Source organism: Salipiger thiooxidans, assembly GCF_900102075.1.
GTDB classification, from domain to species: domain Bacteria; phylum Pseudomonadota; class Alphaproteobacteria; order Rhodobacterales; family Rhodobacteraceae; genus Salipiger; species Salipiger thiooxidans.
Genome location: NZ_FNAV01000022.1, coordinates 37,227 through 52,132 on the forward strand (window position 1 = coordinate 37,227; position 14,906 = coordinate 52,132).

At 69.0% G+C, this 14,906-nt stretch carries 13 protein-coding genes; 5 read left to right on the forward strand and 8 right to left on the reverse strand.

Features of this window, described 5'->3' with window-relative positions:
* Positions 1-22: 22 nt before the first annotated feature.
* Positions 23-424, forward strand: coding sequence for a DUF2177 family protein (locus BLQ77_RS24225; RefSeq protein WP_008886882.1), 402 nt, complete (start codon positions 23-25; stop codon positions 422-424).
* Between the two features lie 14 nt (positions 425-438).
* On the opposite strand, the gene BLQ77_RS24230 is transcribed toward BLQ77_RS24225, so the two are convergent.
* From BLQ77_RS24230 to BLQ77_RS24260, 7 genes are all read right to left on the reverse strand, one after another.
* Positions 439-1,170 (reverse strand): SDR family NAD(P)-dependent oxidoreductase, encoded by a 732-nt coding sequence (locus tag BLQ77_RS24230; RefSeq protein ID WP_089963459.1) that lies wholly within the window; start codon positions 1,168-1,170, stop codon positions 439-441.
* Entirely contained in the window at positions 1,163-2,335 is a 1,173-nt protein-coding gene (locus BLQ77_RS24235) for an SAM-dependent methyltransferase (RefSeq protein WP_089963461.1), read from the reverse strand. The genes BLQ77_RS24230 and BLQ77_RS24235 overlap by 8 nt, the downstream gene beginning before the upstream one ends.
* Complete coding sequence (locus BLQ77_RS24240; RefSeq protein WP_089963463.1) at positions 2,328-3,116, reverse strand: DUF1365 domain-containing protein; 789 nt, start codon at positions 3,114-3,116, stop codon at positions 2,328-2,330. Before BLQ77_RS24240 ends, BLQ77_RS24235 begins: the two co-directional genes overlap by 8 nt.
* The gene (locus tag BLQ77_RS24245) at positions 3,113-4,393 is read right to left on the reverse strand and encodes an NAD(P)/FAD-dependent oxidoreductase (RefSeq protein WP_242661846.1); all 1,281 of its coding nucleotides are present in this window, start codon (positions 4,391-4,393) and stop codon (positions 3,113-3,115) included. Before BLQ77_RS24245 ends, BLQ77_RS24240 begins: the two co-directional genes overlap by 4 nt.
* Positions 4,394-4,535: 142 nt before the next feature.
* Positions 4,536-5,267: a sulfite exporter TauE/SafE family protein gene (locus BLQ77_RS24250; protein ID WP_089963467.1), complete on the reverse strand. Its 732-nt coding sequence runs from the start codon at positions 5,265-5,267 to the stop codon at positions 4,536-4,538.
* Positions 5,260-6,756, reverse strand: a complete 1,497-nt coding sequence (locus tag BLQ77_RS24255) for an aldehyde dehydrogenase family protein (RefSeq protein WP_089963471.1) — start codon at positions 6,754-6,756, stop codon at positions 5,260-5,262. Before BLQ77_RS24255 ends, BLQ77_RS24250 begins: the two co-directional genes overlap by 8 nt.
* Before the next feature lie 71 nt (positions 6,757-6,827).
* Positions 6,828-8,267, reverse strand: a complete 1,440-nt coding sequence (locus BLQ77_RS24260; RefSeq protein WP_089963473.1) for an aminotransferase-like domain-containing protein — start codon at positions 8,265-8,267, stop codon at positions 6,828-6,830.
* A 215-nt stretch (positions 8,268-8,482) separates the two neighbouring features.
* On the opposite strand from BLQ77_RS24260, the gene BLQ77_RS24265 reads away from it, so the two are divergent.
* Complete coding sequence (locus BLQ77_RS24265; protein ID WP_089963475.1) at positions 8,483-9,856, forward strand: aminotransferase family protein; 1,374 nt, start codon at positions 8,483-8,485, stop codon at positions 9,854-9,856.
* A gap of 76 nt (positions 9,857-9,932) precedes the next feature.
* Here the strand turns inward: BLQ77_RS24265 and BLQ77_RS24270 are convergent, their stop codons facing one another.
* Complete coding sequence (locus tag BLQ77_RS24270; RefSeq protein ID WP_089963478.1) at positions 9,933-10,850, reverse strand: LysR family transcriptional regulator; 918 nt, start codon at positions 10,848-10,850, stop codon at positions 9,933-9,935.
* Positions 10,851-11,009: 159 nt separating this feature from the next.
* On the opposite strand from BLQ77_RS24270, the gene chvE reads away from it, so the two are divergent.
* The 3 genes from chvE to mmsB all read left to right on the forward strand — a co-directional run bounded on the left by chvE (position 11,010) and on the right by mmsB (position 14,906).
* Complete coding sequence (chvE, locus tag BLQ77_RS24275) at positions 11,010-12,065, forward strand: multiple monosaccharide ABC transporter substrate-binding protein (protein WP_089963481.1); 1,056 nt, start codon at positions 11,010-11,012, stop codon at positions 12,063-12,065.
* 69 nt (positions 12,066-12,134) lie between these two features.
* Positions 12,135-13,655, forward strand: a complete 1,521-nt coding sequence (gene mmsA, locus BLQ77_RS24280) for a multiple monosaccharide ABC transporter ATP-binding protein (RefSeq protein ID WP_089963484.1) — start codon at positions 12,135-12,137, stop codon at positions 13,653-13,655.
* A 15-nt stretch (positions 13,656-13,670) separates the two neighbouring features.
* A complete protein-coding gene (gene mmsB, locus BLQ77_RS24285; protein WP_008886539.1) occupies positions 13,671-14,906 on the forward strand; it encodes a multiple monosaccharide ABC transporter permease in 1,236 nt (411 codons plus the stop codon).

Here is a 14,906-nt window from a genome sequence, read left to right on the forward strand (position 1 = left end):
CGGGAAGCAAGGAGTTCCCCGCATGCAGCTTGTCACCCTCTACGGCGCCACCCTCGCGATCTTCCTCGTGATCGACATCGTGGGCATCACGACCCTCATCAAGCCGGTCTTCGAGCGCCACGTGGGCGAGATGCTGGCCGATCCGCTGCGGCTGGGCCCGGCGGCGGCGTTCTACCTCTTCTACATCGCGGGGCTGCTCTACTTCGTCTCGGTCCCGGCGCTGGCCGCCGGACGCCCGGTGCAGGCGCTGCTCGGCGGGGCGCTGCTGGGGCTGATGTGCTACGGCACCTACGAGTTCACCAACCTCGCGACGTTGCGCGGCTGGTCGTGGAACCAGGTGGTGATCGACAGCCTGTGGGGCGCGGCGCTGACCGGCGGCTCGGCCTGGGCGGGCGTCACCATCACCCGCTGGATCCACGGCTGAGCGCGCGGCGCGGCTCACTGCACCAGCCGCGCGGTGAGCCGCAGCGCGATGCCGTAGGGCAGCACGCGCAAGAGCTTCAGCGGCAGCGTCAGTCGGCGCGGGAAATGCACCTCGAAGCGCCTGCCGTCGAGCCCGCGCACGATGCGCTGCGCCGCGTCCTCAGGCTGCAGCACCGCCGGCATCTCGAAGCTGTTCTTCTCGGTGAGCCGGGTGGCAACGAAGCCCGGGCTGATCATCCGCACCCGGATCCCCGGGGCCAGCTCGGCCCGCAGCGTTTCGGCAAGGCTGATGACGCCCGCCTTCGAGGCGGAGTAGATCTGCCCCTGCGGCAGCCCGACATAGCCCGCGACCGAGCCGGTGAGCACCAGATCGCCCCCCTCGCGCAGGAGCGGCGCCGCGGCCCGGGCGAAATGGAAGCTGCCGGTGAGGTTGACGGAGACGATCTTCGCGGCGAACTCCGGGTCGATCTCGAGCACCTTGCCGGGATCGTAGAGCGCCGCCAGCGTGATCGCCCGGTCGAGAAGCCCGCCCGCGGCGATGCGCTCTGCCGCCGTCGCGAGGCTCTGGGGGTCGGACACGTCCGCGGGCACCGCCTCGGCGCCGATCTCGTCGGCCAGCGCCTGAAGCTTGTCCTCGGAGCGCGCCGAGATCACCAGCGAGGCGCCACGGGCGGCATAGGCGCGGGCGAGCTCGGCGCCGATGCCCTCGGAGGCGCCGACGATCCAGATACGCTCAGGGTCAGACATGGGCCATGCGGTACTGGTAGACGTTGGTGCGCCCGGTCTCGAAGGCCGCGATGCAGGCGGCAAGATAGAAGCGCCAGACCCGGATGAATGGATCGTCGAAGCCCAGCCCGCGCACTTCGGTCACGCGGGCGTCGAAGCGGGTGAGCCAGTCGCGCAGGGTGCGGGCATAGTCCTGACCGAAGGCATAGGCGTCCTCGACCCGCAGCCCGGCGCCCTTCGCCACCTCGCGGAACACGTCCGGCGAGGGCAGCATGCCGCCCGGGAAGATGAAGCTGCGGATCATGTCGCCGCCCGCGCGGTAGCGGTCGAAATAGGCGTCGCCCACGGTGATGGTCTGCACCATCGCCCGGCCCTTTTCCGACAGCACATGGGCGATCTTGCCGAAATAGGTCGGCCAGTAGCGCTCGCCCACCGCCTCGAACATCTCGATGGACACCACGTGGTCGAAGCGCCCGTATTCGTCGCGGTAATCCTGCAGCGCGATCTCGGCGTCGCGGCCCAGCCGCTCACGGGCGAAGCTCGCCTGCTCATGCGAGAGCGTCAGCCCCTTGGGGTGGAAATCGCCCCGCGACATGGCGCGCTCGGCGAAGCCACCCCAGCCGCAGCCGATCTCGAGCAGCCGCCCGGACGAGGTGCCAAGCCCGTCGAGGATGCGGTCGTACTTGCGCTGCTGCCCGGCCAGCAGCGGATCCGAGGCCTGGGCGTCCTCGGGCAGGAACAGTGCCGAGGAGTAGGTCATCGTGTCGTCGAGCCAGAGCCGGTAGAACGCGTTGCCGAGGTCATAGTGTGCCTGGATGTTCCGGCGCGAGCCCCGCTTGGTGTTGCGGTTGAAGAGATACAGAGCGCGCACCAGCAGCGCCTGCATCGGGTGGCCGTAGAGAAACGGCTCCAGCGGCTTCTCGTTGGCCAGCGCGAAGGCGAGGAAGGCGGCGAGATCGGTGCTGTCGCACCAGCCGTCGCGATAGGCCTCGGTCAGCCCGATGTCGCCGCGCGCCGCCGCCGCGGGCACGGTGCGCCAGTCGGTGATGGTGAAATCCGCTTCCGGCCCGGGAAAGCGCCCCTCGAACCGGCGCACCTTGCCATCCGGCGTCGTGAGGGTCAGGCTGCCGACCTCGATCAGGTCGAGGCACCCCAGCATCTTGCTTTCCATCTGACGTTCAAACATCGCGGCTGACCCTGTCCTTGGCCTCGGAGCGTCTCCGGGGAAGCTGTTCGGGTTTTGAGATAAAGCGAACCCCACGCAGAACAAGCTTGAGCGCCTGCCAGTGGATCAGGGCGATCACCTTCTGCGACTGGAACAGGTGCCGGGCCCGCGCCATGGCAAGGCTGCGGGGGGTCAGCGCCCGCGCCGGGCCGGCGAGCGAGGTCTGCAGCTTCACCTCGCCGCCCTCGCCGATCCAGTCGACCCAGGCGCCGAACCGGTCGGGGCCGGGATCGAAGCGGAACACGTAGTGTCCCTCGCGCGGGAGGAAGGGCGACACGTGGAAGAGCTTGCGCCCCGAGATCCGGTCCGAGCGGGTGATGGGGCGGTTGTCGGCGTGGTGACAGAGGTAGAGGTGCCGCTCGCCGAAGGTGTTCGAGACCTCGGCCAGCACCGCCCGCAGCCCGCCCTCGTCGCGGGCGAGCCAGAAGCTCACCGGGTTGAAGCCGTAGCCCGGGCTGCGCGCGGTGGTGACCAGCGTCACCTCGCAATGACCGAGCCCCACGGGCGCCAGCTGGTCGTGGATGAACGCCGAGAGCGCGCTGCCGTCGCGGTGGCCGTAGTCGCGCCGCCGCAGGCTCCAGGCGCCGCCCGCGTCGGGGCGGATCGGCAGCAGGCCCTGTTCGAGCGCCCGCACCGGCAGCGCGAGGTAGAGGCCGGAATAGCGGAAGGCGCGCTCGACGTCACCCTTGCGGGCGTGCCAGATCCGGCCATCGACAAGCGCGCCCTGCCAGAGGTCGGTCATTCCGCCGCCTCCAGGAACGGGCGCGGCTCGGGCGGGCGCTCCGCCGCCCAGGGATCGGCGCCGAGCGGCCAGTCGATCCCCATGGACTGCGCCACCCGCAACGCCGAGAGCACGCCGTCCTCGTGAAAGCCGTAGCGGGTCCACGCGCCGGCGTAGTGGACGCCACCCCGGCCCTGGATCCCGGGCAGGCGGGCCTGCGCCGAGACCGTCGCCGCGTCGTATTGCGGGTGGTTCAGCTCCGCTTCGTCATGGATGTGCCGCGGCTCGTGCTCGGGGTTCAGCGTCACGATCATCGGACGGTCGGTGCCCAGCGGCTGCAGCCGGTTCATCCAGTAGGACAGGCTGATCGGCCGCCCGCTCAGCGCCGTGTCGCCTTCGGTGACATAGTTCCAAGACGACCAGATCGACCGCCGCCGCGGCAGGAAGCGCGTGTCGGAATGCAGCACCATGCGGTTGGGCTCGGTGCGGAACGTCCCGAGGATCGCCTGCTCCTGCGGATCGGGCCGCTCGAGCATCCGCAGCGCCTGCGGCGCGTGGGTGGCAAGGATCACCCGGTCGAACCGCTCGGCGCCGTGGGCGCTGATCACATTCACGCCCATGCCGTCGCGCACCACCGCCGAAACCGGGCAGCCCAGTCGCAGCCGCGCCTGCGTGGCGGCCAGAAGCGCCTCGACGTAGCGCGCCGAGCCGCCCCGGACCGTCAGCCACTGCGGCTGGTCGTTGACGGTGAGCAGGCCGTGGTTCTCGAAGAAGCGCACGAAGCTCTCTGCGGGGAAGTCCATCATGTCGCGGGTGGGCGTCGACCAGATCGCGCCGGAGATCGGCATCAGGAAACGGTCACGGAACTCGGTCCCGAGCCCCAGCGCCGAGAGCAGCTCGCCGATGCTCTGCCCCGCCTCGACCCGTTGCGGCGCCTGCCGGAAGAAGCGCAGGATATCGTTGATCATGCGCCAGTGCGACGGGTCGGCGAGCCTGCGGGCCTGGGCAAACAGGTCCCGCGTGCGGGTGGTGCCGTATTCCAGCGCGCCGTTGCCGAAGCTCGCCGCGAAGCTCATGTCGCTATCGGCCAGCTCGACGCCCAGATGCTCGAGCAGCGGGATGAAGAGCGGATAGGTCCGGCGGTTGCAGACGATGAAGCCGGTATCCACGGCGATTCCGTCGACCTCGGCAGTGCGGGCGTGGCCGCCGGGGCGGTCCTCGGCCTCGAAGACGGTCACCTCGTGATGCGGTGCCAGCAACCACGCCGTGGCAAGCCCCGAGACGCCGCTTCCGATCACGGCGCACTTCAATCCCCTGTCAGTCACCCGAACCTCTCTTCCGTTGGCCACAGCAGAAGAGACGGAGCCCGGAATGAAAGAGTTTCAAGGGCGGCAAAAAAAGTTCACGTCCAGCAAGATAGGCCGCTGGCGGACCCCGAGCTCAGAGCAGGCCCAAGATCCCGCGCAGTCCGGTCAGCAGCGCCATCGCCGCGAGCAGCAGCAGGGCAGCGGCGCGGTAGCCGCCCTCGCCCAGCCTGCGGAAGCCGTGTCCGCCCGCCCATGTGCCCAGCAGCATCGCCGGGAAGGCGATCACCGCCTGCACGAACAGCCCCGCCGACAGCTGCCCCGACCAGTAGAGCCCCGGCATCGCCATCAGCGCGGTGACGAAGAAGAACACCATCAGCGAGGCGCGGGTGCAGGCGGCGGGCTGGGCACGGCCGAGGAAATAGGCGATGGCGGGCGGCCCGGGCATCGCCGCGAGCCCCGCGAAGATCCCCGAGACCATGCCCGCGCCCAGCGCCGGACCAGGTCCGGGCGACAGCCGCACCCTGAGGAGCAATGCCAGCAGTCCCGCGCCCACCAGCAGCGCCAGCACCACCCGCAGCATGTCGGGCGAGAGCTGCGCCAGCCCCCAGACCCCGAGCGGCGTGCCGAACAGAGCCCCCGCCGACAGAAGCCCCAGCGACTGGCGGTCGATCAGCCCGTGCATCGCCACCACGTCGCGCAGCCCCACGAGGCATTGCAGCAGGATGGCGATGACCACGGCGTGGGCGGGGGGCACGAAGAGGCTCATCAGCGGCACCGCGGCCAGCGCGAAGCCAAAGCCGGTGAGCCCGCGCAGCACCCCCGCCGCCAGAACGGCGGCCGCGATGAGCGGCCAGCTGTCAGCCATCGAAGCTCATCACGATGGTCTTCTTGCGGGTGAAGTGCTCGAGCATCGCCTCGAGCGAGGCCTCCTTGCCCAGCCCCGAACGCCCGAAACCGCCGTAGGAGACGTTGGGCTGGATGGTCAGGTTCTGGTTCACCTGCACATAGCCCGCGTTGAGCCGCGCCGTGGCGTCGAGCGCGGTGTTGAGGTCGCGGGTCCAGACCGTGGCGGCAAGGCCGTAGCGGCTGTCGTTGGCGCGGGCGATCACGTCGTCGTAGTCGCTCCAGCCCTGGATCACCGCAACCGGGCCGAAGATCTCGTCGGTGACGCAGGGGTGATCCTCGGGCAGGCCGAGCAGCAGGGTCGGCAGCTCGAAGAGCTCGGGTGACAGCGCCGCGCCTGCGGGACGGGTGCCGCAGCGGATCACCTCGGCGCCGGGCGTGGCCTCGGCCCTGGCGATGTAGCTGCGGATGGTGGCGGCCTGTCTCGCGTTGATGATGGTGCCGATCTCGGTCGCCTCGTCGAGCGGGTCGCCGATCACCATGGCGTCGAGCCGCGCCCTCAGCCGGGCCACGAAGGCGTCCTTGAGGTCGTCGTGCACATAGATCCGCGACGAGGCGGTGCAGCTCTGGCCCTGCCGGGTGAAGCGCATCCCCGACAGCGCGCCCTCGACCACCTTGTCGAGATTGGCGTCGGCGCAGACGATCATCGGGGACTTGCCGCCCAGCTCGAGGCTCACCGGCACGATCTTCTTCGCGCCCGCCTCGTAGACCGCCTGGCCCACGCCCTCGGAGCCGGTGAAGGTGATCTTGGCGACATCCGGATGCGCGGTCAGCGCGGCGCCGCAGTCGGCGCCGGTGCCGCAGACGACGTTGACGGCGCCCGCGGGCAGGTGATGCGACAGGATCTCGGCGCAGAGCAGCGTCGCAAAGGGCGCCTCTTCCGAGGCCTTGACCACCACGGTGTTGCCCGCGACCAGCGCCGGGGCGATCTTGAGCATCATCAGCACCAGCGGCACGTTCCACGGCAGGATCGCCGCAACCACGCCCAGCGGCTCGCGCGTGGTCATGGTGAGCATGCGCGGGTTGTAGGGCACGGTCTCGCCCTTCAGCTCGGACCCGAGCCCGCCGTAGAATTCCAGCAGGTCGGCGGCGACGGCAACCTCGCCGCGGCACTCGGTGCGCAGCGCCTTGCCGGTCTCCATGGCGAGCAGCCGGGCGATGGCCTCGGACTGCGCGGCGATGGCACGGCCGGCGGCGGCGACTGCCTTGCCACGGGCCCGCGCGGGCATCGCGGCCCAGCCGGCGCCCGCGTCCAGAGCGGCGGCCACGGCGGCATCGGTCTCGGCAACGCTCGCCGCAGCGGCCTCGGCCAGCAGCCTGCCGGTCGCAGGGTTGAGCACGTCGAGCCGCGCGTCAGAGGGCACGCGCGCGCCATTGATGAGGTTCATGCCCGCGAAATCGGCGAGCGCGGAGGACGGGTCCAGCAGGGGGGAGAGGCTGTGATTTGTCATGCCGCCTTCTTCCTCGCTGCAGCGCAGCGTTGCATGGGCCACAGGGGCGAATCCGATGGGGCCAGCGCGGCTTAGCGCAGGCTCGCCGCGGCCTCTCCGAGCAGCCGCAGGCCACTGTCGATCTTGCGGTCGTCGATGTACGAAAGCCCGATGCGCAGGAAGCGTCCGGCCTGCCCGGGCGGCACGAAGGGATCGCCGGTCTCGGTCAGCACCCCCCTGCCCCACGCCACGTCCCAGAGCCGGTTGGCGTCGAGCCCCTCGGGGCAGGTCAGCCAGACCGAGGCGCCGCCGCCGCCCTCGCTCATGGTGAAGCCCGGCAGGTAGCGCCTCCGCCCGTCACGCACCCTCCGCGTGCGGCTCTCGAGCGCGGCGCGGAGCTGGCGGACCAGCGTGAGGTAATGGCCCTCGGCAAGGAAGATCGCCGCCGTGCGCTGGTTGTTGAGCGGCGCCGAGCGGTGGATCAGCCGCCGCAGCCAGCGCGCCTCGTCCACCAGCGCGGCATCGGCCACGAGAAAGCCCAGCCGCACCCCCGGGGCCAGCACCTTGGAGAAGGTGCCGAGATAGACCACCCGGCCATCGCCATCGAGCGACTTCAGCGTGGTGCCGTCCGAGGCGAAGGCGGTCTCGCCGTCGTAATCGTCCTCGATCAGGATGGTGCCGTCCTGCCGGGCCTGCCGCAGGATCGCCTCGCGCCGCTCGGGCGGCATCTGCACCATGGTCGGGCAATGGTTGGTGGGCGTGAGAACCGCCACGTCGAGCCGACCGGCGCCGTCGGTGCGCGCGCCGTCTCCATCCACCGGCAGGTCGACGATCTCGGCCCCGTCGGCGGCAAAGATGTTGCGGGCGTCGGGGTAGCCGGGGCTCTCGACGCCGACACGGACGCCGGGGCGCGCCAGCAGACGGGACAGCAGGTAGAGCCCCTCCTGCGTCCCCAGCGTGACGAGGATCTGCTCGGGCCGCGCGAAGATGCCACGCTGCGGCAGCACCTGCGAGCGGATCTGCTCGACCAGCAGCGGGTCGTCCTCGACGGCGCGGTCGGCGGTCCACCAGTCGATGGCCGAGCGGCCCAGCGCATCGCGCGAGCAGGCCCGCCACGTGTCGATGGGAAAGAGCCGCGGGTCGACCTGCCCGCAAACGAAGGGATACTCGTAATCCTGCCAGTTCGACGGCTTGTCGACGTGGCGCAGCGCCGAGGGCCGCTGCCGGATCCGAACCGCCCAGTCGAGCCCCCCGGGCCCGGTGGCGGGCAGTTCCGCATCGCGCGCCGCGTCAAGTTCGCGCCCGACGAAGTAACCGCGCCGCGGCACCGCCTCGAGATAGCCGCGCGCCACCAGCTCCTCGTAGACCGCCGCCACGGTGTTGCGCGCGATGCCCAGCTGTTCGGCCAGCCGCCGCGACGGCGGCAGCTTCTGGCCCGGCGCCATCTTCCCGGCATGGATCGCCCCGACGATCGAGCGTCGGAGCTGCGCCTGGATCGATTCCGGCGCGTCACGGTCGATGGATGCGAACATGGCGTCCTTGCCTCGGGAGGAAAGCGCCGGAGTCCTAGGCCCACGGCGCCGAAAGCTCAATATCCGGGCGCTGCGGAACCGGCCAAACCGGTCGAATTGCCCGAGATATCGGCATCTGGCCCGCTCTGGCCCCATGCGTTCCGCTCTGCTGGCCCTGTCGAAGCGCGGCGATGCGCTGTTGATGTCGCGGGCAAAAGCACAAGGAGTCCGCCCGCATGTTAGACAATGATTTCTCCCCCGTGGTCGAAGCCGACAAGGCGCATGTCTGGCACCACCTGTTCCAGCACAAGGCGCTCGAGTCGCGCGACCCGCGCATCATCGTCGAGGGCAAGGGCCTGTCGGTCTGGGACCAGAACGGGCGCGAGTTCCTCGACGCGGTCTCGGGCGGCGTCTGGACGGTGAACGTGGGCTACGGCCGCGAGAGCATCGCCGATGCGGTGCGCGAGCAGCTGGTGAAGATGAACTACTTCGCCGGCGCCGCGGGCTCGGTGCCCGGTGCGCTGTTCGCCGAGAAGCTGATCTCGAAGATGCCGGGCATGAGCCGGGTCTACTACACCAACTCGGGATCGGAGGCGAACGAGAAGGCCTTCAAGATGGTCCGCCAGATCGCCCACAAGCGGTTCGGCGGCAAGAAGCGCAAGATCCTGTTCCGCGAGCGTGACTACCACGGCACCACCATCGCCGCGCTCTCCGCAGGCGGCCAGCCCGAGCGCAACGCCCAGTACGGCCCGTTCGCGCCCGGTTTCGTCGAGGTGCCGCATTGCCTCGAGTACCGCGCCCAGTGGGACCTGACGGGCGAGGCCTATGGCCAGCGCGCCGCCGATGCCATCGAGGAGGTCATCCTGCGCGAGGGCCCGGATACCGTGGGCGCGCTCTGCCTCGAGCCGGTAACCGCCGGTGGTGGCGTCATCACGCCTCCGCCGGGCTACTGGGAGCGGGTGCAGGAGATCTGCCGCAAGCACGACGTGCTGCTGCACATCGACGAGGTGGTCTGCGGCTTGGGCCGGACGGGCACGTGGTTCGGCTACCAGAACTACGGCATCGAGCCCGACTTCGTGACCATGGCCAAGGGGGTCGCCTCGGGCTACGCGGCGATTGCCTGCTGCGTCACCTCCGAGCGGGTCTTCGACCTGTTCAAGACCGACGCCAGCGACCCGCTCGACCACTTCCGTGACATCTCGACCTTCGGCGGCTGCACCGCCGGTCCGGCCGCGGCCATCGAGAACATGCGGATCATCGAGGACGAGGGCCTGCTCGACAACACGCTCGCCATGGGCGCGCGGCTGCTCGACAACCTCAACGCGCTGAGCGAGAAGCACGCCGCCGTCGGCGACGTGCGCGGCAAGGGCTTGTTCTGCGGCGTCGAGCTGGTGGCCGACCGTGGCGACCGCACGCCCCTCGACGAGAAAACCGTCGCGGCGGTGGTGGCGGAATGCGACCGCAACGGCGTCATCATCGGCATGACCAACCGCTCGCTGCCCGGCCTGAACAACACGCTCTGCCTGAGCCCCGCGCTGACCGTGAGCGCCGAGCAGATCGACCGCATCAGCGACACCATCGACGCGGCGCTGACCACCGTTCTCGGCTGATCCCCGCGAGGGGAGAACGCGACGCCGCTCCGGGAGACCGGGGCGGCGTTTTCGCATTCCGGGGCCTCTCGCGCCCTCAGAGGTGGTCGAACACCGCCCTCAGCAGCCGCTCGGCGGCGCTGTGCAGCGGGCGGAAGCGGTTCTGGATGATAAAGCACGGCGAGACCATGATGGGCTCGGCCAGGTGCAGCTCGACCAGCTTCGCGCCGAGCGCCCCGTGCGCCAGCATCTGCGCCACCTCGCGGGTCTGCGGGGCGATGGTGTCGGTGCTCTCGAGCAGCGCCAGCACCACCAGCAGCGACGAGGAATTGGTGACCCGCGGCGGCGTGTCCAGGGTCTGCGAATGGAACGCCGCCTCCACCGCCTGACGGATCGGAGAGGGCAGCTCCTGCACCACCCACTCGTGCTCGAGCAGCTCTGCCAGCGTGACCTCGCGCCGCCCGGCCAGCGGGTGCTGCGGCCGCACCAGCAGCGACACGGTCTCGTTGCGCGCCGGGTGCAGGCGGAAATCGCGGCTGTCATGGTTGGGCGGCAGGCGCGCGATGATGAAATCGTAATGGCCGTCGACCAGCCCGCGCACCAGCTCGTTCGAAGTGCCGACACCGATGGTCATCTCGATGTCCGGCGCCTCGGCCCGGACCTGCCGCACCGCCGGCATCACCAGCCCCACCGCGGGGCCAGTCACCGCCCCCACGCGCACCCGCCCGGTCTCGCCCGAGGTCACACGCCGCGCCTCTTCCTCGAGCGCGCCGTATTCCTCGAGGATCACCTTGGCGTGGCGGATGCAAAGCGCGCCCAGCGCGGTCGGGCGCATGCCCTTGGGGTGACGCTCGAACAGCGCCCCGCCGGCGCGCGCCTCGATCTCGGCCAGCACGCGCGACGCGGCAGGCTGCGACATCGCCGCCATCTGCGCCGCCCGCTGCAGCTGGCCGGTCTCGGCAATCCGCATCAGCAGCGCGAGGTGGGAAGGCCGGAGACGGTTGGCGAAGTCCATGGCGGCACCACATATCATCTGAGGTATGCAGATTTTCGGTAATTCGAATTGAGCGTTATGTAAACGCCCTGTTACTCCTTCCAGCGGGTTCGGGAGGACCCGCAAGGGAGACCCAGCGCCGACGGGGGAGACGTCTGGCGCATCCAGAGGAGGAATACCGTGTATCTCAAGAGAATCCTGGCCTCGGCCAGCGCTGTTGCGCTGCTCGCGACCGCCGCGCTTGCCGATGGCACCGTGGGCATCGCCATGCCGACCAAGTCGTCGGCCCGCTGGATTTCCGACGGCAACTCGATGGTCGAGCAGTTCAAGGAAGCCGGCTACGAGACCGACCTGCAATACGCCGAGGACGACATCCCGAACCAGCTTGCCCAGATCGAGAACATGATCACCAAGGGCGTGGACGTGCTGGTGATCGCCGCCATCGACGGCACCACCCTGTCGAACGCGCTCGAGAACGCGGCGGCGAGCGGCATCAAGGTGATCGCCTATGACCGGCTGATCCGCGACAGCGAGAACGTCGACTATTACGCCACCTTCGACAACTTCAAGGTGGGCGTCCAACAGGCCACCACGCTGGTCGACGGACTCAAGGAACGGTTCCCGGACGTGAAGCCGTGGAACGTCGAGCTGTTCGGCGGTTCGCCGGACGACAACAACGCCTACTTCTTCTACGATGGCGCCATGAGCGTGCTGCAGCCGCTGATCGACGACGGCTCGGTCAACGTCGTCTCGGGGCAGATGGGCATGGACACCGTCGGCACCCTGCGCTGGGACGGCGCGGTGGCACAGTCGCGCATGGATAACCTGCTGTCGGCCCACTACACCGATAAGGAGGTGCACGGCGTCCTGTCGCCCTATGACGGGCTCTCCATCGGCATCCTGTCCTCGCTCAAGGGCGTGGGCTACGGTTCGGGCGACCTGAAGATGCCCATCGTGACCGGCCAGGACGCCGAGGTGCCCTCGGTGAAGTCGATCCTCGCGGGCGAGCAGTATTCCACCATCTTCAAGGACACCCGGTCGCTTGCGGGCGTGACGGTCGGCATGGTCGACGCCCTGCTCAAGGATGGCGAGCCCGAGATCAACGACACCTCGACCTATGACAACGGGGTCAAGGTGGTGCCGTCCTACCTGCTCGAGCCGCTGCCCGTCACCGGCGAGAACTGGGAAGAGCGCCTGATCGACAGCGGCTACTACAGCATGGACCAGATCAAGTAATCCAACCGGCTCCTCCTGGCCTGTCCGGGCCATGACCCGGGCGGGCCGCTTTCAAGCGAAGGGTGTGTCATGTCCGCACTTCTCGAAATGCGCGCGATCACCAAGACCTTTCCCGGCGTCAAGGCGCTCGACGAGGTCAACCTCACGGTCAGGCAGGGCGAGATCCACGCGCTGGTCGGCGAGAACGGCGCCGGCAAGTCCACCCTGATGAAGGTGCTGTCGGGCGTCTACCCGGCGGGCTCCTACGACGGCGAGATCCACTATGACGGCGCTCTCGCCGAGTTCCGCGACATCTCGGACAGCGAGAAGCGCGGCATCATCATCATTCACCAGGAACTGGCGCTGGTGCCGCTGCTGTCGATCGCCGAGAACGTCTTTCTCGGCAACGAGAACGCCCGCAACGGCGTGATCGACTGGCAGGGCACCTTCCAGCGGACGGAAGCGCTGCTGCGCAAGGTCGGCCTGCGCGAGGCCCCGACGACACTGGTCGACAAGCTGGGCGTCGGCAAGCAGCAGCTGGTCGAGATCGCCAAGGCCCTGTCCAAGGAGGTCCGGCTGCTGATCCTCGACGAGCCGACCGCGGCGCTGTCCGAGGCGGACAGCCAGGCGCTGCTCGACCTGATGCTCGAGCTGAAGGTGCAGGGCGTCACCAGCATCATCATCAGCCACAAGCTCAACGAGGTGCGGCGTGTCGCCGACACCGTGACCGTGATCCGCGACGGCTCGACGGTGTCCACGATGGACGCCCGCAGCCACCCGATCACCGAGGCCGCCATCGTGCGCGACATGGTGGGCCGCGACATGGCCCACCGCTACCCCGAGCGCCAGCGCCGCGCCGGCGAGGTGCTGATGGAGGTCAGCGACTGGAACGTCTGGCACCCCGAGCACGTCGACCGGCAGGTGATCCGCTCGGCCAGCCTGCACGTGCGCGCGGGCGAGGTCGTGGGCATCGCGGGGCTGATGGGCGCCGGGCGCACCGAGCTCGCCATGAGCCTCTTTGGCCGCTCGTGGGGGCGCAATGTCTCTGGCACGGTGAAGATCCGCGGGCAGGAGGTCGACGTCTCGAAGGTCGACCGCGCCATCGCCGCGGGCCTCGCCTACGTCACCGAGGACCGCAAGAGCCTTGGCCTGATCCTCGAGGAGACGATCCAGCGCAACGTGACGCTGGCGAACCTGCAGGGCGTGTCCTCGGGCGGGGTCCTGAACGAGAACGCCGAGACCGAGGTCTCCGAGAAATACCGACGGGCGATGAACATCCGCACGCCGAGCGTCTTCCAGAAGGTGATGAACCTCTCGGGCGGCAACCAGCAGAAGGTGGTGCTGTCGAAGTGGCTCTTCGCCGGGCCCGAGGTGCTGATCCTCGACGAGCCCACCCGCGGCATCGACGTCGGCGCCAAGTTCGAGATCTACGGCATCATCAACGAGCTGTCGGCACAGGGGAAAGGGGTGCTGATGATCTCGTCCGAGATGCCCGAGCTCCTGGGCATGTGCGACCGAATCTACGTGATGAACGAAGGGGCCCTCGTCGGTGAGCTCACCGCGGCAGAGGCCAGCCAGGAGCGCATCATGTCGCTCATCGTGACGGAATAGGGAGGAGCGGGGCACATGGCACTTGCGGAACAGACCGGCGGGGAGACCGCGACCAAGAGCGTCGGGGACTACCTGCTCAGCCACCTGCGGGAATACGGGCTGCTCTTCGCCCTGATCGCCATCATGGTGTTCTTCCAGATCGTGACCGGCGGCACGCTGCTGCGCCCGGTCAACATCACCAACCTGCTGCTGCAGAACAGCTACATCATCATCATGGCGCTGGGGATGCTGATCGTCATCGTCTCGGGCAACATCGACCTCAGCGTCGGCTCGGTGATGGGCTTCATCGGCGCGCTGGCGGCGGTGCTGATCGTCAACATGGGGCTACCGTGGCTGCTGACGATCCTGATCTGCCTCGTGGTGGGCGGGCTCATCGGCGCGGCTCAGGGCTACTGGGTCGCCTACTGGAAGATCCCCTCGTTCATCGTGACGCTGGCCGGGATGCTGGTGTTCCGCGGCCTGTCGCTGTGGCTGCTCGAAGGCCAGTCCGTGGGCCCCTTCCCGCGCGAGTTCCAGACCATCGCCAACGGCTTCGTGCCAGACATCTTCCCCGCCGCCATCGGGCAGGCACTGGCCCCGGTCTTCGACGCACGACAGGTGAACGTGCTGGCGCTGATCACCGGCATCGTCGCCGCCGCCATCATCGTCTGGGGCGGCATGCGCAAGCGCGCCCGCAACAAGGCCTACGGCGTCGTCGACGAGCCGCGCAGCTTCTTCATCGCCCGCAACGTCATCATCGGCGCGGCGCTGATCTTCATCATGTACAAGCTCAGCACCTTCCGCGGCCTGCCCAACGTGCTCATCACCATGGGCGTGCTGACCATCATCTACGCCTTCCTCACCGAGCGCACGGTCACCGGCCGCCGGATCTATGCCCTCGGCGGCAACCAGAAGGCCGCCAAGCTCTCGGGCATCAAGACCGAGCGGCTGACCTTCCTCGCCTTCGTCAACATGGGCATCCTCGCCGCCGCCGCCGGGCTGGTCTTCGCCGCACGGCTCAACACCGCGACGCCCAAGGCGGGCTTCTCGCTCGAGCTCGACGTGATCGCGGCGGTGTTCATCGGCGGCGCCTCGATGTCCGGCGGCGTCGGCAAGATCGTCGGCGCCGTGGTCGGCGCCTTCCTGATGGGCGTGCTCAACAACGGCATGTCGATCATGGGCATCGGCATCGACTACCAGCAGATGATCAAGGGCCTCGTGCTTCTGGCCGCCGTGATCTTCGACGTCTACAACAAGAGCAAGCAGGGCTGA

Bases quoted from the DNA above. Each gene is read 5' to 3' on its own strand.
- BLQ77_RS24230 (WP_089963459.1), bottom strand. From the start codon at position 1,170: ATGTCTGACCCTGAGCGTATCTGGATCGTCGGCGCCTCCGAGGGCATC.
- BLQ77_RS24260 (WP_089963473.1), bottom strand. From the start codon at position 8,267: ATGTTCGCATCCATCGACCGTGACGCGCCGGAATCGATCCAGGCGCAG.
- BLQ77_RS24235 (WP_089963461.1), bottom strand. From the start codon at position 2,335: ATGTTTGAACGTCAGATGGAAAGCAAGATGCTGGGGTGCCTCGACCTG.
- BLQ77_RS24270 (WP_089963478.1), bottom strand. From the start codon at position 10,850: ATGGACTTCGCCAACCGTCTCCGGCCTTCCCACCTCGCGCTGCTGATG.
- BLQ77_RS24265 (WP_089963475.1), top strand. From the start codon at position 8,483: ATGTTAGACAATGATTTCTCCCCCGTGGTCGAAGCCGACAAGGCGCAT.
- BLQ77_RS24225 (WP_008886882.1), top strand. From the start codon at position 23: ATGCAGCTTGTCACCCTCTACGGCGCCACCCTCGCGATCTTCCTCGTG.
- mmsA (WP_089963484.1), top strand. From the start codon at position 12,135: ATGTCCGCACTTCTCGAAATGCGCGCGATCACCAAGACCTTTCCCGGC.
- mmsB (WP_008886539.1), top strand. From the start codon at position 13,671: ATGGCACTTGCGGAACAGACCGGCGGGGAGACCGCGACCAAGAGCGTC.
- BLQ77_RS24255 (WP_089963471.1), bottom strand. From the start codon at position 6,756: ATGACAAATCACAGCCTCTCCCCCCTGCTGGACCCGTCCTCCGCGCTC.
- BLQ77_RS24240 (WP_089963463.1), bottom strand. From the start codon at position 3,116: ATGACCGACCTCTGGCAGGGCGCGCTTGTCGATGGCCGGATCTGGCAC.
- BLQ77_RS24250 (WP_089963467.1), bottom strand. From the start codon at position 5,267: ATGGCTGACAGCTGGCCGCTCATCGCGGCCGCCGTTCTGGCGGCGGGG.